This window comes from Nonomuraea sp. NPDC050691 (genome assembly GCF_040654455.1).
In the GTDB taxonomy this organism is placed as follows: Bacteria; Actinomycetota; Actinomycetes; order Streptosporangiales; family Streptosporangiaceae; genus Nonomuraea.
The window spans coordinates 67,002-91,395 of the sequence record NZ_JBFAIA010000017.1 but is presented as its reverse complement, the minus strand read 5'-3'; the positions used below and the strand labels follow the sequence as shown (position 1 = coordinate 91,395).

Here is a 24,394-nt window from a genome sequence, read left to right as displayed (position 1 = left end):
GGCGGGCCGGCGGCCTGCGGCCGGGCCGTGCTCGCGGGCGGCGGCGATGCGCTCCACGGCCTCCTCCAGCACCGCCGGCGGCAGCGTGTACGGCAGGCGCAGGTACCCCTCCAGCGTCCCCTCGACGCCGAACCACGGCCCCGGCGCCAGCCGCACCCCGCGCGTGGCGGCCGCCTCGCTCAGGGAGACGGCCGAGCCGGAGTCGAGCCGCACCCACAGTGTGCCGCCGCCGCGCGGCACCGCGAACTCCCAGGCCGGCAGCCGCTCCCGCAGCGCGGCCACGAGCGTCGCCCGGGAGGCGCGCAGGCCGCGCAGGCGCTCGGCCCTGGTCTCCTCCATCCGGTCGAACAGCCGGGCCACCACGAGCTGCTCCAGCACCGGGCTGGCGATGTCGACGGCCGCCCGCCGCACGGTCAGCCGGCGGACCAGCGCGGCGCTGGCGCGCAGCCATCCGATGCGCAGCCCGCCCCACCACAGCTTGGACGCCGAGCCGATGGTGATCATGCGGTTGTCGGTGTCGAAGGCGGCCATGGGCGCGTGGCCTCCGGCGCGCCCCTCCAGGCCGCGGCCCGGATCGTGGCCCAGCTCGTGGTCCAGGCCGTGGTCGAGGTCGAGGTCGAGGTCGAGCTCCGACCACGTCTCGTCGATGACGATCGTGGTGTCGGTGCGCCGGGCCGCGCCGGCGATCGCGGCGCGGGTGGCGTCGTCCATGAGGGCGCCGGTCGGGTTCTGGAAGTCGGGCATGAGGTAGGCGACGCGGGCCGCCGACTGGCGCAGGGCGCAGGCGACGAGGTCGGCCTGCCAGCCCTCGTGCGAGATGCCGACCGGGACGAGCCGGGCGCCGCGCTGCCGGGCCGCGTCGATGGCGTGCGTGTAGGTGGGCGACTCGACCAGGACGGGGTCGCCCGGCCCGGCCAGCAGGCTCATGGCCAGGTGCAGGGCGTGCTGCGAACCGGTGGTGACGAGGATCTGCTCGGGCCGGGTGGCCAGGCCGCGCGCGGTGTAGCGGGCGGCGATCCGCTCGCGCAGCACCGGCAGGCCCAGAGGGTCGTAGCCGTGGCCCATGCCGTACCGTGGCAGGTCCTCGACGGCCTCGGCCATCGCCTCGCGCAGCGCGGAGGGGGCGGGCGGGGCGGCGGCGTGGAGCTGGATGAGCCCGTCCTGGCCGGTGGCCAGCCACGGGTTGTCGGGGGTGGAGGCGGGGTCGGGCAGCGCCGTCCAGCTCCCGGAGCCCTGCCGGCTCTCCAGGTAGCCCCGCTCGCGCAGCAGGTCGTAGGCGGCGGTCACGGTGGTGCGGCTGACGCCGAGGGTGGCGGCCAGGTGCCGCTCGGCGGGCATCCGCACGCGGACGGGGATGCGCCCGTCGAGGATGAGCGCGCGCACGGCGTCGGCGAGCGCCCGATAGTACGGCCGGGCCTCCGGCGGCACTTCGGTGAGCCGGGCCACCTGCGCCGCCCCCAAATACCTCATCAGGCCACTTTTCACGATTGGACCTGTTTTGGCAAGCCAATGGCCTGCCACTCTGGGACCACTATGAGCGAAGCGTCCGTCCCCCATCTCGGCTCCCTCCCCTCCCGGCTCACCCGGCTCTACGGCGGCCTGGCCCTGTACGGCCTCGGCATCGGCCTTCAGGTCCGCTCAGGACTGGGCAACGGCCCCTGGGACACCTTCCACCAGGGCCTGGGCCGCCACCTGGGGCTGTCGATCGGCACTGTGATCATCGGGGTCGGCGCGCTGGTCATGCTGCTGTGGATCCCGATGCGGCAGCGGCCGGGCGTGGGCACGATCAGCAACGTGATCTTCGTCGGCCTGTTCGCCGACGCCGCCCTGTTCGCGCTGCCCGCCTCCGGCCACTGGGCGCTGAGCTGGCTCTACCTGGCCCTGGCCCTCGTGTCGATCGCGCTGGCCACCGTGCTCTACATCGGCGCCGGCATGGGCCCCGGGCCGCGCGACGGCCTCATGACCGGGCTGGTCCGGCTCGGCCTGTCGCTGCGGCTCGGCCGCTTCCTCATCGAGGTGACCGTGCTCGCGGCCGGCTGGCTGCTCGGCGGCACGGTGGGCGTCGGCACGCTGGTGTTCGCCCTGGCCATCGGGCCGCTGACCCAGCTCTTCGCCCGCCGCTTCCCCCTGACGTGATCGCGCCGCCGGGTTCGTCATGACGCGACGTGCCCGGACCCGGCAGCGTGATCACCCACATGACGAGTAGCGTCGAGGCATGCGGATCGAGGACTACGCCCTGATCGGAGACATGCAGTCGGCCGCCCTGGTGGGCAGGGACGGTTCGATCGACTGGCTCTGCCTGCCCAGGTTCGACTCCCCGGCGTGCTTCGCGGCGCTGCTCGGCGGGGACCGCAACGGCCACTGGTGGATCGGCCCACCCGGCCGCCGGCCCGCCACCCGGCGCCGCTACCGCCCCGACACGCTCATCCTGGAGAGCGAGTGGGACACCCCGACGGGCACGGTCCGGGTCATCGACTTCATGCCGCCCCGCGACGTCAACCCCGACGTCGTGCGCATCGTGGAGGGTGTCTCCGGCACGGTCGAGGTGGCCACCCAGCTGCGCGTGCGCTTCGACTACGGCCGCATCGTCCCCTGGGTGCGCCGCACCGACGGCCACCTCCAGGCCGTCGGCGGCCCCGACTCCGCGTGGCTGCACTCCCCCGTCCCCCTCAAGGGCGGCGACTACGCCCACCGCGCCACCTTCCACGTCAAGGCCGGCCAGCGGCTGCCGTTCGTGTTCACCTGGCACCCCTCGCACGAGCCGATGCCCGCCCAGATCCACGCCGAGCAGCAGCTCGACGAGACCGAGTCGCTGTGGAAGGAGTGGGTGGCCACCTGCACCCACGAAGGCCCCTGGCGCGAGGCCGTGGTGCGCTCCCTCATCACCCTCAAGGCCCTCACCTACGCCCCCACCGGCGGCATCGTCGCCGCCCCCACGACCTCCCTGCCGGAGGACCTCGGCGGGGTCCGCAACTGGGACTACCGCTACTGCTGGCTGCGCGACGCCACGATGACGCTCGAGGCGCTGATCAACAACGGCTATCTCGGCGAAGCCGCCGAGTGGCGGTCCTGGCTGCTGCGCGCGATCGCCGGCCGCTCCCAGGACCTCCAGATCATGTACGGCGTGGCGGGCGAGCGGCGGCTGCCCGAGATGCAGCTCGACTGGCTCGACGGCTACGAGGGCTCCCGGCCGGTCCGCATCGGCAACGACGCCGTCAACCAGCTCCAGCTCGACGTCTACGGCGAGGTGATGAACGCCCTCTTCCTGGCCGGCGCCTCGGGCCTGACGGCCGACCAGCGCGCCTGGTCCATCCAGCGCCAGCTCCTGGACTACGTCGAGGAGCACTGGGACGAGCCGGACGAGGGCCTGTGGGAGGTGCGCGGCCCGCGCCGGCACTTCACCCACTCCAAGGTCATGTGCTGGGTGGCGCTCGACCGGGCGGTCAAGTACGTCGAGCGGTACGACCGGGTCGGCCCCGCCGACAAGTGGCGGCGCACGCGCGACCGCATCCACGCCGAGGTGTGCGAGCACGCCTTCGACGCCGAGCGCAACACCTTCACCCAGTCCTACGGCTCCACCGAGCTGGACGCGTCGCTGCTCCTCATGCCCATGGTCGGGTTCCTGCCCGCCGACGACCCGCGCATGGTGGGCACCGTGGCCGCCATCGAGAAGGAGCTGATGGCCGACGGCTTCGTGCTGCGCTACCCGGTGGCCGAGGACAACGACGTCGACGGGCTGCCCGGGGGCGAGGGCGCGTTCCTGGCGTGCAGCTTCTGGCTGGTCGAGGTCATGGCCATGCAGGGGCGCAGGGACGAGGCCAAGGAGCTGTTCGAACGGCTGCTGGCGCTGCGCAACGACCTGGGCCTGCTGTCGGAGGAGTACGACCCGCGCTACTCCCGAATGGTCGGCAACTTCCCGCAGGCGTTCAGCCACGTGCCCCTGATCCACGCGGCCCGCGCGCTGTCCGAGAGCGACGACACCCCCAAGCTCGCCCGCGACGCCTGACCCGCACACGGGCGGGCTCCCTCTCGCGGGCGGGTGTTCTCCTCGCGGGTGGGCGCTCTCTCGCGGGCAGGGCCGGGCCGTCAGGCGGCGAGGCGGGCGAGGACGCGGGCGAAGTCGGGCGGCGGGGCGACGACCAGCCGCGTCTGCCCGTCGCGCAGCTCGATGTCGGCGCGGATGAGCGTCAGCCGCCCCCCGTGCCACCAGTAGACCTGCGGGCTCAGCCCGCCCGTGCGGGCGGCGTGGACGCGCAGCCGCTCGATGGCGCGCACCACGCTGATCCCGTTCACGGGGTGCACGAGCAGCGTGTACGGGTCGGGCAGCACGGCGAGGACGCCGTGGGCGGGCACGGGCAGGTAGGCGCCGAGCCAGCGCAGGTGCGTCGCCGCCGAGGGGGTGCGGCTGGTCAGCCGGATGACGGGCGTGCCGGACAGCTCGATGGTCTCGACCGAGAGCCGTTCGCCCCGCCGCACGTTGCCGGCGGCCCGGTCCAGGGCCTGGACGGGCGGCACGGGCCAGCAGCCGGCCTCCTCGGGCAGCACCGGGCGGGCGCCGACGGTCAGCAGCTCCACCAGGTCGCCGTTGAGGTGGCGGCCCACCACGCGGGTGAGGTCGGGCACCTCGTCGACCGCCTCGACGCGGGTGCGCAGCAGCGGCCCGGCCTGGTCGTAGTCGCAGACGTCCACCCCGGCCCGCGAGTCCCCGGCGCCGACGGCGCGCGCCAGGTGCTCGGAGACGAGGGTCGGCCAGTCCTCGCGCGGCCGGCGGCCCGCCTCGCGGCGCAGCCCGGCGAGCCGGACGAGGATCTCGCCGTCGCGCGGGCGGCGGGCAGCCGGGAGGCGGAGGGTGAGCGAGGCGCCGTCGGGGGCGAAGACACAGGTGAAGCCGAGGGAGTCGGCCACGAGCGCGAGCAGGGAGTCGAGGTCGACGTCCTCGACCGCCCTGCGCGAGGGTTTCCGGCCACGTCGGAAGAACGTCACGCGCGGCGTCCCATCATGTCCGATTTGTCCTGATCCGTCCCTCCTACCTTGCCTGCTCCCCGCTGCGGAGCGGCCCAGCCAGCGAGCACGATTCGGTATCGATAACGGCCGGGGCTCCAAGCCACACACTCAGCTGTGGTGATCCGTGCCCAACCGGCAGCCCCGCCAGGATCGGCACGCCCAGCGGCAGCAGCCGGTCACGCAGCACCGGATAGGGGTCGCCGCAGTCCACCCACGAGCCGAGCGCGACACCCCGCACGCCCTCGAACGCCCCGGCCTGCAGAAGCTGCGTGAGCATGCGGTCGATCCGGTACGGCTCCTCGCCGATGTCCTCCAGCAGCACGATCCGCCCGTCGAAGGACGGGTGATGGCGGGTGCCACACATCGCGGCGAGCAGCGACAGGTTGCCCCCGGTCAGCACGCCCTCCGCCCGGCCCGGCGCCAGCACCCGGTCACCGGTGACCGCGGGCGCCCGCCCCGACAGGACCGCCTGGAAGTTCTCCCATGACACCGGCTCCGGGCCGCCGTCGCCGGCGATCGTCTCGCAGGCCGGCATCGGCCCGTGCAGGGTCGGCACGCCCAGCTCGGCCCCGAAGACGTGGTGCAGCGCCGTGATGTCGCTGGAGCCGACGAGCGTCTTCGGCCCGGCCGCCCGCATCGCGTCCCAGTCGAGCAGGCCGAGCAGCCGCGCCGCGCCGTACCCGCCCCGCGCGCAGAACACCACGGAGACGGCCGGATCGCACCACGCGGCCTGCAGGTCGGCGGCGCGGCCCTCGTCCGAGCCGGCCAGGTAGGGCAGTTCCTGCCGGTCGAGCACCCGCCCGCCGGCCACCACCTTCAGCCCCAGCCCCTCAAGGCGCTCGACACCGCGCTTGAGCAACGTGGCGTTCGGCGGCCCCGACGGCGCCACGACCGCGACGGTGTCGCCCGGCCGCAACGCGGTGATCTGTCCTGCGGCCCGCGCGGGCCCGCTCCCTGGCTCGTTCACGTGCCAAACGGTGTCACACTTGTGCTCCAGTATGCGACTTCCGCCCCACATCCTCGTGGTCAACGGCATCAAGGTCCGCCGCCCGGTCTTCCTGCTCGGAGCGCCGCATTCCGGCACGGATCCGCTCGGCCGCGCCCTCAAACGGTCACCGGGCTTCCACGTGACCATGGGCCGTTCCTGCGTGACCCACGTCCTGTACGCCTTCGCCCGCAAGCCGTCCATCGGCGAGAGCTCCGGCGCCGTGCGGGTGCTGCGCGACGCGCTGGCCGAGTCGTGGCAGGTGCTGCCCGACTCGTGCCGCCAGTGCGGCCCGGCGTGCCGGGAGGCCGGCGGGGTCACGGGCGGGGGCCCCTGCGTCGCGACGGCCGCCGTCACCCGCTTCGGCGACGCCAGCCCCGACCTCATCTACAGCGCCGCCACCCTGCTACGGGCCTTCCCCGACGCCCGGTTCATCCAGATCGTGCGCGACGGCCGCGACGTGGTGGCCGACATGCTGGCCGACCCGGCGTGCCTGGCGTGGTTCAAGCCGACGATGCTGTCGGACGAGACCGAGTTCCCCAACGCGTTCCTCGGCGTCAACCGCGACGAGCACCTCGACAAGTGGAAGGGCATGCCGGTCGCCGGCAAGAGCGCCCTGCGCTGGCGCAGCGCGGTGCGCCTGAGCGCCACGCTCCGCCGCGACCTGCCCGAGGAGCAGCTCCTGACCCTGCGTTACGAGGATCTCGCGCTCAGGCCCGCCCAGGCGGTGGCGTCGGTGGCGGCCTTCCTCGGCACGCGCGTCTCCAAGGTCGCCCTGCACGGCGGGAGCCCCCCGGAGACCGGCACGTGGCGCAGCCGGCTGCGGCCGGACGACCTCGCCCTGGTGGAGAAGGTCGCCCGGCAGGAGCTCACGACCCTGGGCTACCTGACGAGCTGAACTGCGTGCGGTGCAGCTCCGCGTAGAGGCCGCGGCGCGCCAGCAGCTCGTCGTGCGTGCCCCGCTCGGCGATCCGCCCGTCCTGGACCACGAGGATCTCGTCGGCCTCGCGGATCGTCGACAGCCGGTGCGCGATGACCAGCGAGGTGCGGCCCGACAGGGCCGTCTTCAGCGCCTGCTGCACGGCCGCCTCCGACTCCGAGTCGAGGTGGGCCGTGGCCTCGTCGAGCACGACGACGCGCGGCGCCTTGAGCAGCAGCCGCGCCAGCGCCAGCCGCTGCTTCTCACCGCCCGACAGCCGGTGGCCGCGGTCGCCGACGACCGTGTCGAGCCCGTCGGGCAGGCTCTCGACCAGCTCGCCGATCTGCGCCGCCCGCAGCGCCTCCCACAGTTCCTCGTCGCTCGCGCCCGGGCGGGCGTAGCGCAGGTTGGCGCCGATCGTGTCGTGGAACAGGTGGGGGTCCTGGGCGACCACGCCGACGGTGTCGCGCAGCGAGGCCAGCGTGGCCTCGCGCACGTCGAGCCCGTTGAGGCGAACCGCTCCCGCGGACACGTCGTACAGCCGCGACACCAGCGAGGTGATCGTGGTCTTGCCCGCGCCGGACGGGCCGACCAGCGCCACGAGGCGGCCGGGGCGGGCGGTGAACGACACGCCCTTGAGCACGGGGTGGGAGGGGGCGGTGTCCTGCCGGGCCACCGACTCCAGCGACGCGAGCGACACCTCCTCGGCCGCGGGATAGCGGAAGTGGACGTCGTCGAACGTGATCGTCACCGGTCCGTCGGGCACGGGGCGGGCGTCCGGCCGCTCGGCCACCATGGGCTTCAGGTCGAGGATCTCGAAGACCCGGTCGAAGCTCACCAGCGCCGTCATCACGTCCACGTGCATGTTCGACAGCGACGTCAGCGGGCCGTACAGACGCATGAGCAGCGCGGCCAGGGCCACGAGCGTGCCCAGCTCGAACACGTCGCCGATGGCCAGCACGCCGCCGATGCCGTACACCAGGGCCGTCGCGAGCGCCGCGACCAGGCCGAGCGCGACCCGGAACACGGTGCCGTACATGCCGACCGTGACACCGACGTCGCGCACCCGGGCGGCGCGCCCGCCGAACATCGCGGCGTCGTCCTCGGGCCGGCCGTACAGCTTGGCGAGCATCGCGCCGGCCACGTTGAAGCGCTCGGTGGTGACGGAGCTCATCTCGGCGTCGAGCCGCATCTGCTCGCGCGTCAGCGCCGACATGCGCCGGCCCACCCACTTGGCCGGGATCACGAAGATCGGCAGCAGCACCAGCGCGACCAGCGTCACCTGCCACGACAGCACGAGCATGGCGCCGAGCACGAGCACCAGGCTGATCACGTTGGACACCACCGACGACAGGGTGCTGGTCAGGGCGCGCTGGGCGCCGATGACGTCGGTGTTGAGCCGCGAGACCAGCGCGCCGGTCTGCGCTCGCATGAAGAACGCCACCGGCATGCGCTGCACGTGGTCGAACACCTCGGTGCGCAGGTCGTAGATCAGCCCCTCGCCGATGCGGGCCGAGAACCAGCGCTGCGCCAGCGTGAGCCCGGCGTCGAGCAGCGCGAGCGCGGCGATCGCCAGCGCCAGGCCGACCACGACGCTTGTGCGTCTCGGCAGGATGCCGTCGTCGATGATCGCCTTCATCAGCAGCGGGTTGGCGACCACGACGCCCGCACCGGCCATCACCAGCAGCAGGAACGCGGTGATCTGCCGGGTGTACGGCCGCGCGTAACCCGCGATGCGCCGCACGGTGCCGGGCGCGAGCCGCTGCTTGGTCACCGACTCGTCGCGGCGCAGCGACGCCATGACCTGGGGGCCGAAGCCCCCTCCCATCATCGCCATCCGGGGTCCTCCTCCCCGGTATGAGCGCCGCCGGTGGGCCCGCTGATTCCCGGCGGCGCGTGATCGACCGCTGTCGGGGCCGGCCGGGGAACGACCGGGCAGGTCAGGGCTGGGCGGAGAAGAGCGCGCGCAGGCGTTCGGCCTGCGCGGCGCCCTCGGCCGCGCACTGCTCCTCCAGGGTGCGCGAGCGCGCGCCCTGGAGGAGCCGCTTGGTCGCCGTGGCCGCGTCCCGGTTGGTCGACAGCAACGCGGCGGCCTTGTCGTGCACGGCCCGGTCCAGGTCGTCACGGGTGACGACCTGTTCGGCGAGCCCGATGCGCAGGGCTTCGCCGGCCTCCACGGTCCTGGCGGTCAGGCAGATGTCGATCGCCCGGGCCAGGCCCACGAGCTCGACCAGCGGCTTGGTCCCGGTCAGATCGGGTACCAGCCCCAGGGCGGGCTCCTTCATGCAGAACTTGACGTCGTCGGCCACGATCCGCAGGTCGCAGGCGAGCGCGAGCTGGAAGCCCGCGCCGATCGCGTGCCCCTGCACGGCCGCGATGGAAACGATCTCGGGGCGGCGAAGCCACAGGAACCCCCGCTGTGCCTGCCGCAACCGCTCCTCGAACGCCGCGGCCCCGAGCCGCGCCGCCGAGCTGAACGAGCCCTGTCCGGGCACCCCCTCTGGTGTGAACATCCGCAGGTCGATGCCTGCCGAGAAGGACGGTCCCTCACCTTTCACGACGACGATGCGCACCCGTTCCGGTAGGTCATCACCGATCCGGGCCAACGCTGACCAGGTCGCGAACGTCTGAGCGTTCCGCTTGTCCGGCCGGTCCAGCGTGATCGTCGCGATCTCACCGTCCACCTCGAAGCGAAGTCCGTCGTCCTCCGGTTGTCCGGTGGACACGTCCTCCGTGTACCCCCCGCGCTCCTTCGGCGCCTTCGCTCCCGCCATCGCCCGCTCCCTCGTGCCCACTGAACCGTCGCGCCCGAGCTTACAGAATGAGATTCTGGGCCCGGGCGCGACGGCTGGCTGACTAGGGACGAGCGGCTGCGGTCGCACGTTCCGAGGCGGCCGTCAGCGCTTGGACTTGCCTCGGGTCGCCCCGCCGCGCCCGCGCAGAGTCACACCGGACTCGCTCAGGATGCGGTGGATGAACCCGTAGGACCGACCGGTCGAAGCGGCCAGGGCACGGATGCTCTCACCCGCGGCGTAGCGCTTCTTGAGATCGCCGGCCAGCTTTTCACGGTCGGCCCCGGTGACCCGGGTGCCCTTCTTCAGTGTCTCGGCCACGAGTACCTCCTGTAGTGCCGGACTTCCGCAGCGTTACTCCGCCATGATCAGTCATTTCAGCGGGATCGGCTACCTACTCCACGGGAAAAGATCCGTACCCACCCAAATTAAGATCAGGCAAGTGCCACAAGATCGGAAAATTCGGCGCTCCATGCGTCTTCAGTTCCGTCCGGTAGCAAGATCACCCTATCCGGTGACAGGGCGTCAACGGCACCCTCGTCATGGGTGACGAGCACGATGGCTCCTGAATACGACCTCAGAGCGTTGAGGACCTGCTCCCGGCTGACCGGATCGAGGTTGTTCGTGGGCTCGTCGAGCAACAGGACGTTGGCGCTGGAGAGCACGAGCATCGCCAGCGCGAGGCGGGTCTTCTCGCCGCCGGACAGCACACCGGCCGGCTTGTCGGCGTCCTCGCCGGTGAACAGGAAGGACCCGAGCACCTTGCGCAGCTCGGTGTCGGTGAACTCACCGCCGGCCGAGCGCATGTTCTCGAGGATCGTGCGGTCGGCGTCGAGCGTCTCGTGTTCCTGGGCGTAGTAGCCGAGCTTGAGGCCGTGGCCGGGCCGGACCTCGCCCGTGTCGGGCTCCTCCTGGCCGCCCAGCAGCCGCAGCAGCGTGGTCTTGCCGGCGCCGTTGAGACCGAGGATGACGACCCGGTGACCTCGGTCGATGGCGACGCTGACGTCGGTGAAGACCTCCAGCGAGCCGTACGACTTGGACAGGCCCTCGGCCGTGAGCGGGGTGCGCCCGCACGGCTGCGGGTCCGGGAAGCGCAGCCGCGCCACCTTGTCGTTCTGGCGCTCCTCCTCGGTGCCGGCGAGCAGCCGGTGCGCGCGGCGCATCATGTCCTGCGCGGCCTTGGCCTTGGTGGCCTTGGCGCGCATCTTGTCGGCCTGGGCCAGCAGGGCGCCGGCCTGCTTCTCGGCGTTGGCCCGCTCGCGCTTGCGCCGCTTCTCGTCGGTCTCGCGCTGCGCCAGGTACGCCTTCCAGCCGACGTTGTAGTGGTCGATGACCGAGCGGTTGGCGTCGAGGTGCAGGACCTTGTTGACCGTCGCTTCAAGAAGGTCGACGTCATGGCTGATGATCACCAAGCCGCCGTGATGAGAACGCAAAAAATCACGAAGCCACCCGATTGAGTCGGCATCTAGGTGGTTTGTCGGCTCGTCGAGAAGGAGAGTTTCCGCCCCGCTGAAAAGAATGCGCGCCAATTCCACGCGCCTGCGCTGTCCGCCGGAAAGCGTTTCCAGCGGCTGTCCGAGGACGCGGTCCGGCAGTCCGAGACTGGAGGCGATCGAGGCGGCCTCCGCCTCGGCCGCGTAGCCGCCGAGGACGTGCATCTGGTCCTCCAGCCGGCCGTAGCGGCGCACCGCCCGCTCGCGGGTCTTGTCGTCGGCGGAGGACATGCCGAGCTCTGCCTCGCGGAGCTTGCGCAGCACCTCGTCGAGCCCGCGGGCGGACAGGATGCGGTCGCGTGCCAGCACCTGCAGGTCACCCGTGCGGGGATCCTGCGGCAGGTAGCCGACGCTGCCGCTCGTGGTGACCGATCCGGCGGCGGGCAGCGCCTCGCCGGCCAGGACCTTGGTCAGCGTGGTCTTGCCCGCGCCGTTGCGGCCCACCAGGCCGATCTTGTCGCCCGGGTTGACCCGGAAGGAGGCGCTTTCGATGAGCAGGCGCGCGCCGGCGCGCAGCTCGATGTCACTGGCGATGATCATGGTTGACGGAACACTCCCGAGCTAGGGAATCGAGGGAAGGGGGAACGTTCGGCGCGTGCGCCGTGCCGTCAATCGGGAGTGTGCATACCGATCAGTGTAGGCCCCTGAGCTGGAGTACCACCTCCGGTTATCTCCCAGCTCATCACCGGTGTGCCGTTCTCCCACTCCCGTCCCTCGTCTACTCCGGGGGATGCTCCGGGAGGTGGTCGCCGATGAGGGCGAGGTTCTGGATGGCCGCCAGCCCGTACTGCGCGGCGTCGTTCGTGGAGACGAACGGCGCCTCGTCGAGCGCGGCGAGCACGCCCGGCCCGTCCACCCGGGTCAGCCGCCAGTGCGGCTCGCGCTGCAGCTCGTTGCGGTTGAGCTGGTCGTCCTCGTCCAGGTAGAACTTGCGCCAGGCCCGGGCGGCCTGCGCCGGATCGCCCGTGCGGGCGGCCGCGTACGCGGTGAGACGGCTGTGCGCCTGCACCAGCGAGATGCCAAGCAGCGGGCGGCCCACCTCGCCCTCCTGCTCCCCGGCGGGCGCCAGGTAGAGCCGGCAGTAGTCGAGCCAGGCCCGCTCGAAGCCCGGCACCCCGAGGTCGAGCGCGATCAGCTCGGAGCACATCTCCGGCAGGCCGAACACCGACGACAGGTGCGAAATCATGATCGCGTCACGGGAGGTGTCGAAGCGGCCGGTGGCCAGGTCGAGCCGGGCCTCGCCGGTCAGGAAACCGCGGGGCAGCGCCCCGATGCCGGCCATCGTGGCGAGCAGCCGGTCGCGGGCCCGCTCGTCGCCGTGCCGTTCCCAGCGGGTCAGCCAGGCCGCGGCCAGCGAGCCCCAGTCGGTGCCGAGCCCGACCGACAGGGCCGACGGGTCGGGCGTGTAGACGTCCGCGCGCACCTTGCGCTGCGGATCGACGACCAGGAACGTCGCCTCCGGCTCCGACAGCTCGTCCAGCAGGTCGCCGGTGCGCTCATCGGCGGTCAGGTAGTAGAAGAAGCGCCGGTAGGCGGCGTTGGAGATGCGCAGCTGCTTGCAGCTGCACCCCCAGTGCTGCACGTTGTGCCGGCTGCCGAGCCCCTTCCAGCGGCCGAGGTGGTAGACGTCGACCTCGCCGGTGTGACGCGACATCGCCTCGGCGAAGCGGAAGACGTCGGCCCGCCCGGTGCGCAGGAACTGGTACCACAGCCACAGGTCGGGCGACAGCTCGGAGTTGTCCCAGGCGTAGCCGCCCACGTCGTAGCGCCAGGTGTGCCGGTCGGCGTCGTAGGTGTGCATGACGTCGCCGTAGTCCCAGAAGCCGTACCAGCGGCGCTGCTCGCGCTCGCGCGCGTACAGGTCGAACAGGAAGTCCAGCCGGTCCTCGATCGCGGCGCGGGCCGGGGTCGAGCGGTCCGGCAGCGCCCAGTCGCCGAAGACGCCCGCGGCGCGGATCCGCGCGGGCGGGGCGATCAGGAGCGCCGGGTCGTTCAGGGCGGCGGCGTGCGCGGCGAGCGCCCGCGCCGGGGGCGTGGCGTCGTGGACCCGCAGGGTCAGCTCGTGGGTGCGGGCGACGCCGTGCGCGTCGCCGAAGCCCGGCTCGTAGTCCTCGTAGGTGATCTCCAGGCCCTCGAGCTGCTCGGCGAACGTGTCCTGGCCCATGCCGTCGTGCCAGAACCGCAGGTCCATGGCCGGAGCCGACGGCGACCAGAGCCAGACCGTCGCCGTGGCGAGGTCCGTGGCCGCGCCGCGCACGTCGAGCCGCGTCGGGTGCAGCCGCCAGAAGTCGCGCAGCCCGAACCCGAGGCCGCCGGTGACCCCGCCCACGTAGCCGTAGCCGGCCGAGCGGGTGCCCGCCGGGATCGTCACCCAGGCGTGGCCCTCGCCGGTGCGCTTGCGCAGCGTGAAGCCGTCGGCGCTGGTCTGGTCGAGCGTGTAGTCGTTCCAGGCCGGGACGAGGTGGAGGCGGCCGGCGACCTCCGGGTTGCCGATCGGGCCGCACGGGCGGCCCTCGACCTGCGCCCGCCGCACGGCCTGGCCCGGGTCGCGGCGCAGGCCGGTCAGCCCGCGCACGGCCTCGGTGAGGAAGCCGCCGGGGCCGGCGAGCCGTACGTGCCGGTCGTGCAGCTCGTCGCGCATGACGACGTCCGCGCGCAGGCCGAGCCCGGCCAGGAAGTCACGCTCCGGGTCACCGTCCCAGACGAACGTGTGGACGACGCGGACGTCCTCGGCCCCGGCATAGAAGTACAGGCGTACCGTGAACGGCAGCCGCAGGCCCGGACTCCGTCCGTCCGTGCGGACGTGGTGGCCCTCCAGGCGGACGACGGCGCGGACCGGCCCCTCCTGCTCCACGCTCACGCGGGTCACGTGGCCGGTCGCCTCCGTCCGCGTGACCGTGCCGCCGTCGTCGGGGGTGGGCTCGTCCTGGTGGAGGCTCACCAGGCGGACGTCACGGACGATCTCGCGGGCCGCCTGGACGGCCTCACCGGCGGCACGGGCCTCGCGCGTGACCGAGCGGGCGAGCGTGGCGCCCGACTCCTCGATCGTCCAGGTCACGACGCCGGTGCTCACGCGCAGCGCGCCGTCCTCGCGCGTCACGCTGACGGCGGTGGCGGGGGCGGGCGGCACACGGCCGGGCTCCAGCCGGTACGTCGCGGCGGGCTCCTCCTGCGGAGGCACGGCGTGCGCCGACCACTTGACCGACCCGTCCGGCCAGGTCGCGGTCACCCAGCTCTGCGTGGGCACCGCGCGGCCGTCGGGGCCGGTCAGCGTGTACGGCGCGGCCCGCCCGACGGCGCCGCGCGGCCACGGCACCCCGAAGGTCACCCCCTGCTCCGACGGCCGGTCCAGCCAGCGAAGCCCGGTCATGTCGGTCACTCCTTGACGCCTCCGATGAGCACACCCTTGGTGAAGTGCTTCTGCAGGAACGGATAGAAGAACAGGATCGGCAGCGTGGCGATGACGACCACCGCGAACTTCAGCCCCTGCTCCGGCGGCACGAACGTCCTGTCCATGTTCGCCAGCGCGTCGGCCTGATCGGCGCTGGTCAGCTGGCGCACCAGGATCTGCAACGTCCACTTGCTGGGGTCGCTGATGTACAGCAGCGGCGACATGTAGTCGTTCCAGATGCTCACCGCGTAGAACAGCGAGAAGGTCGCGATGATCGGTTTCGACAGCGGAAGAACGATCTTGAAGAAGACGCCCATCTCGTTGCAGCCGTCGATGCGCGCCGCCTCCTCCAGCGCCTGCGGCAGCTCCTGGAAGAAGCTCTTCACGATGATCAGGTAGAACGGGTTGATCGCCAGCGGCAGGATCAGCGCCCAGTAGCTGTCCAGCAGCCCCAGGTCGCGCACCACCAGGTAGGTGGGGATCATGCCGCCGGAGAAGACCAGCGTGAAGATCACCAGATTGAGCACCAGCGTGCGGCCGGGCAGATACCGCTTGGCCAGCGGATACGCCATGGTGAACGTCAGCACCAGCTGCACCACCGTGCCGACGGCCGTCACGACGATGGTCGTGAGCAGGGCGCGGACGAAGGTGGGGGTGGAGAAGATGAACGTGTACGTGTCCGTGACGAACTTCTCCGGCCACAGGAAGAACGGCCGCGCGGAGATCTCCGCCTCGCTCGCGAAGGACCCCGCCAGCACGTACAGCAGCGGCAGGACGGTGACCAGGGCCAGGCCGACGAGGACGGCCACGTTGATCACGTCGAACACGCGGCTGCCCACGGTGCTGTACTCGGTGGTCAGCTTCTTGTGCTTCGTACCGGGTTGCTTCATGCCGGGCTCCCCTAGAGCAGTCCACGCTGGCCGAGGCGCTTGGCCAGCCAGTTGGAGCCGAAGATCAGGATGCAGCCGACGACGCCCTTGAACAGGCCGACGGCGGTGGAGTAGCTGATCGCGCCCTGGGTGATGCCGGTGTAGTAGACGTAGGTGTCGAACACGTCGGCCACCGAGCGGTTCAGCGAGGTGGTCATGAGCCAGATCTGCTCGAAGCCCGTGTCGAGCAGGTTGCCCGAGGTGAGGATGGCCATGACGACGATCGTGGGGCGGATCGCGGGCAGCGTGATGTGGAAGAGCTGGCGGAAGCGGCCGGCGCCGTCCATGCGGGCCGCCTCGTACAACTGCGGATCCACACCGGCCAGCGCGGCCAGGTAGATGATCGTGCCCCAGCCGGTCAGCTTCCACAGCTGCTGCGCGATGATCAGCGGCCGGAACCACTCCTCCTGCGCCATGTAGTCGATCTTCGCGGTGTCGCCGAGTATCTCGCGGATCCATCCGGAGATCACTCCGAAGTCCGCAGAGAACAGCAGATACGTCAGCGACGCGACGATCGCCCAGGACAGGAAGTGCGGGATGTACATCACCGACTGGACCGAACGCTTGAGCACGTTGATCCGCAGCTCGTTCAGCAGCAGCGCGACGACGATCGGCGCGGGGAAGACGAACACCACGGTCAGCGCCGCCAGGAACAGCGTGTTGAACATCAGCCGGCCGAAGTCCGGCCCGGCGAACAGATCCTGGAAGTGCTGGAAGCCCACCCAGGGACTGCCGGAGTAGCCGAGGAACGGCAGGAAGTCCTGGAAGGCGATGGTGATGCCGTACATCGGCAGGTACTTGAAGAGCGCGAAGTAGACGACGCCCGGGAGGAGCATCAGGTAGAGCCAGCGATAGCGCGCCAGGGAGGCGCCCCATCCCGCCCTCCGGCGTCGGCCGGGCTTGCTCGCCGCCTGCGCGGGAGGCGGCGCCAGGTCGGTGGCCACAGCGGCCTCCTTTCATGTGAGGGGCCCGGGCACGGCGGCCCGGGCCCCTCAGGCGGGTCAGTTGGTGCCGAGCTTGGAGACCAGGTCGTTGATCTCGGCGGCGACCTGCGTGCCGCCGGCGTCGTACCAGCGCTTGATCTCGCCCTTCAACTGCTCTTCGGTCATCTCACCCGACAGGTACTTGATCCGGGCGTCGGGGATGATGTCGTCGAGCTGCGCACCCTTGGCGACCTTTGTGGGTGAGACCACGGGCAGCGCCGGGTTGTACACGGCCGTCTTGAGGTCCTCGTTCATCAGGTCGAAGCCCAGCTTGATGATGTCCTTGTACGGCTGGCCGGACGGCGTGCGCGCGTAGGCGAGGCCGCCGTACGTCGTGTCGCCCTTGAAGCCGAGCTGGGTGAAGGCCTGGTCGACGTTGTCCTGGACGACCCTGACCTTGGGGTCGGTCTCGTTGATCAGCGCGGCGTTGTCGCCCTCGGCCTTGAAGTTGCGCCCCTCGATGCCGTTCTGGACGAGGACCTGGCCCTCCTTCGACCCCAGCTTGTCCAGGACCTTCAGGATGTTGTCGAGGTCCTGCTCGGTCCGCACGTTCTGCTTGGAGATCGCGATGGCGTCGTTGTAGCCGGTGAACGGCAGGGAGAACTTCTTGCCGTCGGAGCGCTTGAGGTTGCCGACCATGGCGACCCGGTCACCGTAGTTCTTGTCGCCGTCGTCCCTGAACTTGTCGAGCAGCGCCCTGGCGCGGACGTTCACGTCGATGATGATGCCGCCCTTGCCCTGGAAGAACGGATCGTCCCACTTGGCCGTGTCGTAGCTGGCGAAGTCCGGGTTGACCAGGCCCTCGTCGATCATCTTCTTCAGGAACCTGTTGGCCTCGAGGAACTCGGGGGTGTCGAAGCCGGGGACCAGCTTGCCGTCGCGCTCGCCCCACTCGTTCGGGGCGCCGAACCAGGTCTCGAGCGTGTCGTAGGGGCTGGCGCTGGCGTACTTGCCCGGCCACTTCGGGATGATCAGGCCGTAGGTGTCCTTCTTGCCGTTGCCGTCGGGGTCCTTCTCGGTGAACGCCTTGGCGATGGTGTAGAGGTCGTCGACGGTCTCCGGCAGCTTCAGGTCGAGCTTCTCCAGCCAGTCCTTGCGGAGCATGACCGCCGAACGCAGCATGGGCCGCATCCGGGGGATGGAGTAGGACTTGCCGTTGATGGAGGCGTTGAGCTCGCGGCGCTTGTCCGTCGCCTTCAGGTTCGGGTACTTGTCCAGCTTGCCGGTCAAGTCCCAGAACGCCCCGGCCTGTGCGGCCTTGACGAACGCCGGGCTGTGCGGGTCCACGACCATGAGCTGCGGCACGTTGCCCGAAGCCAGCGTGACGTTGACCTTGTCGGCGTACTCGGCGTTGGGAACCCAGGTGATCTGAAGCTTCTTGCCGAGGAACTTCTCGACCGCCTGCTGCATCTCGCCCTTCGGGTCGGGCGCGGCGCCGAACAGCTTGGTCATGATGGTCAGCGTGTTTGGATCGGTGGCGGGCGCGTCACCGCCTGAGCAGGCCGAAGCGGTGAGTGCAGCCGCTAGCGTTAACACCCCGGCAATGAGACGCCGGCGACGGGATGCGCTCATGAGTTCCCTTTCGAATGCAGTCGCGCCTCGTTCTCCGCGAAGAAGCGCTGGCAGAGCCACGTGTTGAGGTAGATCCACGCGCCGAAGCTGATCAGGGGCGCGAGGATGGGCGCCGCCGAGGTCGCGTAGGCGATGGCTGAGAGCGCTAGCAGCAACAGCACGGACGAGGCCGGGCGCAGCAGCGCTAGCTGCGCCGCCTTGGGCCAGTAGGCCCGAAGCGGCAGGTCGTAGTGCGCGTAGAGCGGCCCCACCTGCGCCCCCACACCGGCCAGCGCGACGAGCGCCACGAGGGCCGCGATCCGCATCCCTCCGGAGGAGGGGCCGAGCGCGCTCAGGTACAGGTAGTCGCCCACGAGGACGACGCCCAGCACCGCCGCCGGCAGCACCAGCAGCGAGCCGCGCACGAACTCCCGCCGGTACACGGCCCAGAACTCGCGCGCCGCCTGAAACGATTCACCACGAGCATGCCTCCGGGCCAGCGTGTAGGCGGCCATGGTGGCGGGCCCCAGTCCCAGGACGACTCCGCCCGCGAGGGTGAAGACGATCCACAGCAGGTTCAGCCGGACCGCCCAGACGAGCTCTGAGCAGATCGCGTAGACCCTGGTTGACGTGGTGGTATGGCTCATCCGGCAGCACTTTCTCGTGGCGTGTGCACGGACACGGCGGTGGGGGTGTTGCACTGTGGTTCCCGCCCCGTTACGGGCGGATGACCGCTGCGGTTGGTGGCGAACGTAGTGTTGAATCGACTCAGAGTCAATGACGCGAAACGCGGAGATTTGCGTACTCGCCTATCAACGGGGCCATCTGCCGGAAGCCGACCTTGCCCCCGGCCAGGGCCGGACCGCCCACGAGGCCCTCGTCCACCCAGCGGAACGAGACCAAATCGTTGACCGCGAACGTCACCTCACCTGCGCGGACGTCGAGGCGCATGGCGTAGGGACCTTCGGCGTCGAGCACCGCGGGCAGCGGGTCGGGCCCCTGCGCGACGAGGTGGAAGCCGTGGCTCTTCCGCAGATTGCAGGTGTGCAACTTTCGCTCCGACTGCCACATCCGGCGGAAGTAGGACACGTGGTAGGCGTCGATGTCGCCGCTGTGGTACTGCTCGTATGGCCCATCACGCCTGGCCAGGGCCGGGTCGAACAGATCCTCGCCGCCCCGGCCCCGCGCGTGGAAGAACAGGATGGCCAGCCCCGGCTCCCTGACCGGCCAGAAGTCCCACTCGATCCGCACGTCGGCGGGGAACTCCTCGGGACACCAGAGCACCAGGTTGGCGGCCTGTCCGTCGGCCGGCGGGCGCAGGCTCTCCAGTCGCATCCTGCCCATGGGAAAGGAGACCGCCCCGGCCCCCTCCATCCGGAACCCCTCCAGGTCGTCGGGGCCGGCGAGCCGGTTGCGGTAGATCTCGGTCACGATGCCGCTCCTTCTAGTCGCGCCTCCGCAGCGCGCTGGACTCGCGGACCACCAGGTCCGGTTGGAAGATCACCTGCCGGTGCCGGTGCCGCTCCGGGTCGGCGACCTCCTCCAGCAGGAGCTCGACGGCCGTACGGCCGAGCAGTTCGCGCGGCTGCCGTACCGACGAGAGGGGGACCGCCGCCGCGGCGGCGAAGTCGATGTCGTCGTAGCCGACGATGGCCATGTCGCCGGGCACGCGCAGCCCGCACGCGGCCATGGCCTGCAGGAACCCTAGGGCAAGCAGGTCGTTGGCGCAGATGGCGGCCGTGGGGCGCTCGGCCGGGGGCAGGGCGGCGACGCGCTCGCCGGCGGCCCGCCCGGCCGCCGCGCTCAGCATGGGCATCCACGCGTCGAGCAGTTCCACGCCGTTCGCCGCCTCGACCGCGCCGGCCGCGCCCGCGTGCCGGTCGGCCACCTGTTTGATCGACGGCGGCCCGCCCACGAACGCGATGCGGCGATGCCCCTGCTCGATGAGGTGAGCCGCCGCGATCTGCCCGCCTAACCGGTCGTCCACGGCGACCGAGCACTGCAACCCGGTGGCGGCGCTGTCGACCAGCACCACGGGGGTGCCCCGGGCGGACAGGTCGGCCAGCCTCGGATGGCCCGCGTCGACCGGGGTGATCAGTATGCCCATGACGCGCTGCTGTTCGAGCTGGTCGAGGTGGCGGCGTTCCCGGTTGGGATCGGTGCCGCTGTTGCACAGCACGACCATCGTGTCGTGCTCGTCGGCCAGCGTCTCGGCGCCCTGCGCGACGTCGGCGAAGAAGGGGTTGGCCACGTCGAGCACGACCAGGCCGACCGTGCGGCTACGGCCGACCCGCAGGTGGCGGGCCACCTCGTTGCGGACGAAGCCCAGCTCGCGGATGGCGTCGAACACCCGCTCCCTGGTCGCCGGCGCGACGATCTCCGGCCGGTTGAGCACGTTGCTCACGGTGCCGACCGAGACCCGCGCCATGCGCGCGACCTCCTTGATGCTCCTTGTCGCCATGGATCCTCACGAGGCCGCGCCGGGGGTGAACGCCGCTCATCATAGCGGCCGGGAAGATTCTTTTGAATCGACTCAACCTGCAGTTTTTCTGGCAACCGCTTACCGGAACGTTATTCTGTTTTCCGTTTCAGTGAGCGAGGGTCGAGTAATCAAGGTCGTCGCCTTTCGCCGCGGTGGCCGTTCTCACCCGCCGACGCGCCTGACCGACTACCCGTGACCCGCGGGTCAGGAGGCAGCGTCACCCGGCTCTCCCACCTGCGGCGGGTCCACCACGTGGATCCGGACAGCGCGAAACTCCTCCGGCGTCGCGCGTAGCACCGCCAGTTTCGGGTCCGGGACGGTCAGGAACGGCTCCGCCTCCAGGGCCAGCAGCGGCGCGAGGCGGCGATCCACGCGCAGGGCGTCCACGGCCCGCCGGTCTCCCCCCAGCACCACGGCCTCCAACTCCGGCAAGTGAGGCGTCAGGACACGCAGGGCGGTGTCGGCCGCCGTATCCAGGGCCCGGTCCGCCTGGTTGCGCCGGCGCCGGGCGAAGCGCTGCTGCGACCAGCCGCCCGCCGCCGTGCGCCCCTGGACCAGCCGGGCGCCGACCTTGGACGCCACCAGGTCCGTACCGTGGAACACCCCCGCCGCGTACCCGCCCAGCCGTACCAGCACGACCCCGATCCGCCGCTCCGCGCGTGCGTGCGTGACCAGCCGGGTGGCGTGCGGCGGGCCTGGGAGCATGGGCGGGAATGGCACGCACAGCTCGGCGAGCGCCCCGTCGGCGGCGACCAGCCGCACCACTCGTTCGTCGCCCGACGCCTCGAACGGCCCATGCCGGTCGGCGAACCCGTCGATCCACGGGTGCACCCGCTCCGGCGGCACGGACACCCACCGCCCGCCGCCCTTGGCCGGTCGCGCGCTCATGCCGGAAGGCTAACCGACCCCTTGCCCGCCACACGGACGGGTAAGGGCACTGGGGAGAGGGGCAGCTCAGACGACCAGCGGGGGCACCCCGGACGGGCGGGTGACGACTCGGACGACCAACAGGCCCACCCGCGATGACGGATGACACCAGAAGGTCGAAGGGCGAGCCCAAGGGGCCGGAGCAAGGAGCGGGCCCCAAGGGCGGGCGGCCCTTGGGGCGGCGTGTGTCAGAGGCGGCAGGCGTAGATGTCGGTGACCAGGATGGCGCGGGCGCCGATGTCCCAGAGCTGGTCCATCACCTGCTGGTGCCCCTTGCGGCGGACCATGGCGCGCACCGCGACCCAGCCCTCGCGGTGCAGCGGCGACACCGTCGGCCCCTCCATGCCGGGGGTCAGCGCGATCGCTTCCTCGATGCGTTCGGCGCGGATGTCGTAGTCCATCATGACGAAGTCGCGCGCGTGGACGACGCCCTGGAAGCGGCGCACGAGCTGCTGGACGCCCGGCGGCTCGGGGGCGCTCTGCCGCTTGATCAGCACGCCTTCGGAGCGCATGATCGGCTCGCCGAACACCTCCAGGCCGACGTTGCGCAGCGTCGTGCCGGTCTCGACGACGTCGGCGATGGCGTCGGCCACGCCGAGCCGGATGGCGGTCTCGACCGCGCCGTCGAGCTTGATGACGCGCGCGTCGACGCCCGCGTCGGAGAGGTACTTGCCGAGCAGACCGGCGTAGGAGGTGGCCACGCGCATGCCGTCGAGGTCCTTGACCGACGCGAACGTGCCGGGCCTGGCCGCAAGGCGGAAGGTGGAGTCGCCGAAGCCGAGCGGCATGATCTCCTCGACGGGCGCGCCGGAGTCGACGAGCATGTCACGGCCGGTGATGCCGGCGTCGAGGGTGCCCTCGCCGACGTAGACGGCGATGTCGCGGGGGCGCAGGAAGAACAGCTCGCAGCCGTTGTCCTCGTCGAGGACGAACAGCTCCTTGCTGTCGCGGCGGGGCCGGTAGCCGGCTTCCTTGAGCATGGCCTGGGCGGCTTCGCTGAGCGCGCCCTTGTTGGGTACGGCTAGTCGGATCATGTCGGTGTCGTCTCTCCGTGTCTCGCGGTGCGGGCGTGGGCGGGCGAGGCGGGCGCCGGGCGCCCTAGAGATGCTTGTAGACCTCGTCCAGCCCGATGCCCTTCGCGAGCATGAGGACCTGCACGTGATAGAGGAGCTGGGAGATCTCCTCGGCGGCCCGGTCGGTGGACTCGTGCTCGGCGGCCATCCAGCTCTCGGCGGCCTCCTCGACGACCTTCTTGCCGATGGCATGGACGCCGGCGTCGAGCGCGGCCACGGTGCCGGACCCCGCGGGCCGGGTGCGCGCCTTCTCGGACAGCTCGGCGAACAGCTCTTCGAAGGTCTTCATGGTCTCTCTCGTCGGTCGGCTGACGTGCATGACAAGCCTAGTCGGCCCGCGCGGGTCGCACGCCCCGTGTCCGGAACGCGAGACAACAACGCCGGTAATCGATCTTGACCCCATTCTGTCATTCCTCTATGGTCCACTTGGCAAATTCGGCGGAGGAATATCGAGTCGCATATGGAGGCTTTGTGCAGAAGGAAGGCCTCTTTCCGCTTTCGCTCCGTACGTTGCTTCGCCCGGAGATACTCCGCGACCCCGCGCCCGTCTATACGGCATGGCGGGAGAACGACCCGTTCTACTGGTTCGAGGAGCTCGGCACGTGGGTGCTGACGCGGCACCAGGACTGCGCGGCGGTGCTCAGGCGGCTCGACCGCTTCACCTCCGACTGGCGGCGGCTCGGCGAGCGGGTCCCGGACGAGCTGGTCATGCTGCAGACGGTGGACCCGCCGGAGCACCCTCCCGTGCGGCGGCTGCTCACGGCCGCCTATCGGGCGTGTGACCACGTCACGCTGGTCGAACGCACGTCGGCGCGGGTCAGGCGCCTGCTGGCGGGAGTGGAGGGCCGCACGGCCGACTTCGTGGACGAGGTGGCGACGCCGCTGACGGTCGCGACGATCTGCGACCTGCTGGGCGTGGACCCGCCCGACCCAGGCTGGCTGCGCCGGGTGTCGCCGCCTGTCATCGACACCATGGACGCCGGGCTGCGGCCCGAGGTGATACCCGCCGGGCTCGCGGCGCGCGCCGAGCTGGACGAGCTGATCGAACGTTGGATGACCGAGCACCGCCCGGGCGGCATGTTCTCCTATCTCGCGCAGAAACTCCCCGGAGCGGGGCTGGACCGCCGTTTGGTGCTGAATTCCGTCCGGTCCACTTTTCATGCCGGTTTCGAGTCTTCCGCCCGGCTGCTGTCGCTCGCGCTGCTCGCGTTCACCGACGCCCCTGGGACGCTTCCTCAATTCATGAGAAATCCGGAATCGGCGGTGGAAGAGGTCATCCGTTACACGAGTCAGGTCCAGGTTCTCGCCCGTGGCTGCCTGGCCGACACCGAAGTGGGGGATCACCGGGTACGCGCCGGCGAGGGCGTGACGCTGATCATCGGGGCGGCCAACCGCGACTCCGCCGTCTTCCGCGATCCCGAGGCCCTGCGCCTCGGCCGCTCCCCCAACCCGCACCTCGGCTTCGGCCGCGGCCTGCACGCCTGCCTGGGCGCCGGGGTCGCGTCGATGCAGGCCAGGGTGCTGTTCAGCGAGCTAGCGGGGTACACGATGGTGCGCCGCGAGGGCGAGCCGGCGATGTGGGACAGCGGCACGCTGCGCGGGGTGCGCGCGCTGCCGGTCACGCTCGGCCGAGGAGGTGATCCCGCATGCGCTACGCCTACTGACCGATAGCCGGGTGGCCGCCACGTCCAGCGGGCGGCCACCCGGCGGGGGTTCCCGCCGCCGGCCCCGATCCTCCCCCGAGCGGCAGGGCGCGATCCTCCGGGAGCGGAAGAGACGCACGCATTCTCTTCCCGCGCCGGTGAACCGGGTAAGCACATGACCAGTGGCTGTGGCGATTCCCGCTGATACGGTTCAGTGAAACT

21 protein-coding genes are annotated in these 24,394 nt (G+C 71.1%); 4 read left to right on the top strand and 17 right to left on the bottom strand.

Annotated elements, in window-relative coordinates; all coding sequences use genetic code 11:
- A partial coding sequence (locus AB0H81_RS10555) for a PLP-dependent aminotransferase family protein (RefSeq protein ID WP_358372121.1) occupies positions 1-1,470 on the bottom strand: 1,470 nt, incomplete at its 3' end.
- 63 nt (positions 1,471-1,533) lie between these two features.
- On the opposite strand from AB0H81_RS10555, the gene AB0H81_RS10550 reads away from it, so the two are divergent.
- Together AB0H81_RS10550 and AB0H81_RS10545 are read left to right on the top strand one after the other, a co-directional pair.
- The gene (locus AB0H81_RS10550) at positions 1,534-2,136 is read left to right on the top strand and encodes a hypothetical protein (protein ID WP_358372118.1); all 603 of its coding nucleotides are present in this window, start codon (positions 1,534-1,536) and stop codon (positions 2,134-2,136) included.
- A gap of 79 nt (positions 2,137-2,215) precedes the next feature.
- Positions 2,216-4,006, top strand: coding sequence for a glycoside hydrolase family 15 protein (locus AB0H81_RS10545; protein WP_358372115.1), 1,791 nt, complete (start codon positions 2,216-2,218; stop codon positions 4,004-4,006).
- An 80-nt stretch (positions 4,007-4,086) separates the two neighbouring features.
- On the opposite strand, the gene AB0H81_RS10540 is transcribed toward AB0H81_RS10545, so the two are convergent.
- Entirely contained in the window at positions 4,087-4,983 is an 897-nt protein-coding gene (locus tag AB0H81_RS10540) for a hypothetical protein (protein ID WP_358372113.1), read from the bottom strand.
- Positions 4,984-5,026: 43 nt separating this feature from the next.
- Positions 5,027-5,971, bottom strand: a complete 945-nt coding sequence (locus AB0H81_RS10535; protein WP_358372110.1) for an LD-carboxypeptidase — start codon at positions 5,969-5,971, stop codon at positions 5,027-5,029.
- A 31-nt stretch (positions 5,972-6,002) separates the two neighbouring features.
- Between AB0H81_RS10535 and AB0H81_RS10530 the strand changes: the two genes are divergently transcribed.
- Complete coding sequence (locus AB0H81_RS10530) at positions 6,003-6,887, top strand: sulfotransferase (RefSeq protein WP_358372107.1); 885 nt, start codon at positions 6,003-6,005, stop codon at positions 6,885-6,887.
- Here AB0H81_RS10530 and AB0H81_RS10525 read toward each other — a convergent pair.
- From AB0H81_RS10525 to AB0H81_RS10460, 14 genes are all read right to left on the bottom strand, one after another.
- Entirely contained in the window at positions 6,859-8,745 is a 1,887-nt protein-coding gene (locus tag AB0H81_RS10525) for an ABC transporter ATP-binding protein (protein WP_358372104.1), read from the bottom strand. The two genes, AB0H81_RS10530 and AB0H81_RS10525, sit on opposite strands and share 29 nt — an antisense overlap.
- Positions 8,746-8,848: 103 nt before the next feature.
- The gene (locus AB0H81_RS10520; RefSeq protein ID WP_358372101.1) at positions 8,849-9,682 is read right to left on the bottom strand and encodes an enoyl-CoA hydratase/isomerase family protein; all 834 of its coding nucleotides are present in this window, start codon (positions 9,680-9,682) and stop codon (positions 8,849-8,851) included.
- Between the two features lie 123 nt (positions 9,683-9,805).
- Positions 9,806-10,021, bottom strand: a complete 216-nt coding sequence (locus tag AB0H81_RS10515; RefSeq protein ID WP_020547488.1) for a helix-turn-helix domain-containing protein — start codon at positions 10,019-10,021, stop codon at positions 9,806-9,808.
- A gap of 113 nt (positions 10,022-10,134) precedes the next feature.
- Positions 10,135-11,733 carry an ABC-F family ATP-binding cassette domain-containing protein gene (locus AB0H81_RS10510; protein WP_358372098.1) on the bottom strand — a complete coding sequence of 533 codons (1,599 nt, stop codon included), beginning with the start codon at positions 11,731-11,733 and terminating at the stop codon, positions 10,135-10,137.
- 178 nt (positions 11,734-11,911) lie between these two features.
- Entirely contained in the window at positions 11,912-14,563 is a 2,652-nt protein-coding gene (locus tag AB0H81_RS10505) for a Tat pathway signal sequence domain protein (RefSeq protein WP_358372095.1), read from the bottom strand.
- 5 nt (positions 14,564-14,568) lie between these two features.
- Positions 14,569-15,474: a carbohydrate ABC transporter permease gene (locus tag AB0H81_RS10500; protein WP_358372092.1), complete on the bottom strand. Its 906-nt coding sequence runs from the start codon at positions 15,472-15,474 to the stop codon at positions 14,569-14,571.
- Positions 15,475-15,485: 11 nt separating this feature from the next.
- Positions 15,486-16,457, bottom strand: coding sequence for an ABC transporter permease subunit (locus AB0H81_RS10495; protein ID WP_358372090.1), 972 nt, complete (start codon positions 16,455-16,457; stop codon positions 15,486-15,488).
- A gap of 57 nt (positions 16,458-16,514) precedes the next feature.
- Positions 16,515-17,948, bottom strand: a complete 1,434-nt coding sequence (locus AB0H81_RS10490; protein WP_358372087.1) for an extracellular solute-binding protein — start codon at positions 17,946-17,948, stop codon at positions 16,515-16,517.
- A 116-nt stretch (positions 17,949-18,064) separates the two neighbouring features.
- Complete coding sequence (locus tag AB0H81_RS10485; RefSeq protein WP_358372085.1) at positions 18,065-18,694, bottom strand: DUF624 domain-containing protein; 630 nt, start codon at positions 18,692-18,694, stop codon at positions 18,065-18,067.
- Between the two features lie 127 nt (positions 18,695-18,821).
- Entirely contained in the window at positions 18,822-19,478 is a 657-nt protein-coding gene (locus AB0H81_RS10480) for a DUF1961 family protein (RefSeq protein ID WP_358372082.1), read from the bottom strand.
- A gap of 13 nt (positions 19,479-19,491) precedes the next feature.
- Positions 19,492-20,508, bottom strand: coding sequence for a LacI family DNA-binding transcriptional regulator (locus AB0H81_RS10475; protein WP_358372079.1), 1,017 nt, complete (start codon positions 20,506-20,508; stop codon positions 19,492-19,494).
- A gap of 225 nt (positions 20,509-20,733) precedes the next feature.
- Positions 20,734-21,417 carry an acVLRF1 family peptidyl-tRNA hydrolase gene (locus tag AB0H81_RS10470; RefSeq protein ID WP_358372076.1) on the bottom strand — a complete coding sequence of 228 codons (684 nt, stop codon included), beginning with the start codon at positions 21,415-21,417 and terminating at the stop codon, positions 20,734-20,736.
- Between the two features lie 227 nt (positions 21,418-21,644).
- Positions 21,645-22,490, bottom strand: coding sequence for an ATP phosphoribosyltransferase (hisG, locus tag AB0H81_RS10465; RefSeq protein WP_358372074.1), 846 nt, complete (start codon positions 22,488-22,490; stop codon positions 21,645-21,647).
- Between the two features lie 64 nt (positions 22,491-22,554).
- A complete protein-coding gene (locus AB0H81_RS10460; protein ID WP_358372072.1) occupies positions 22,555-22,848 on the bottom strand; it encodes a phosphoribosyl-ATP diphosphatase in 294 nt (97 codons plus the stop codon).
- A 191-nt stretch (positions 22,849-23,039) separates the two neighbouring features.
- On the opposite strand from AB0H81_RS10460, the gene AB0H81_RS10455 reads away from it, so the two are divergent.
- Positions 23,040-24,200: a cytochrome P450 gene (locus AB0H81_RS10455; protein ID WP_358372070.1), complete on the top strand. Its 1,161-nt coding sequence runs from the start codon at positions 23,040-23,042 to the stop codon at positions 24,198-24,200.
- The last annotated feature ends 194 nt before the right edge of the window (positions 24,201-24,394 follow it).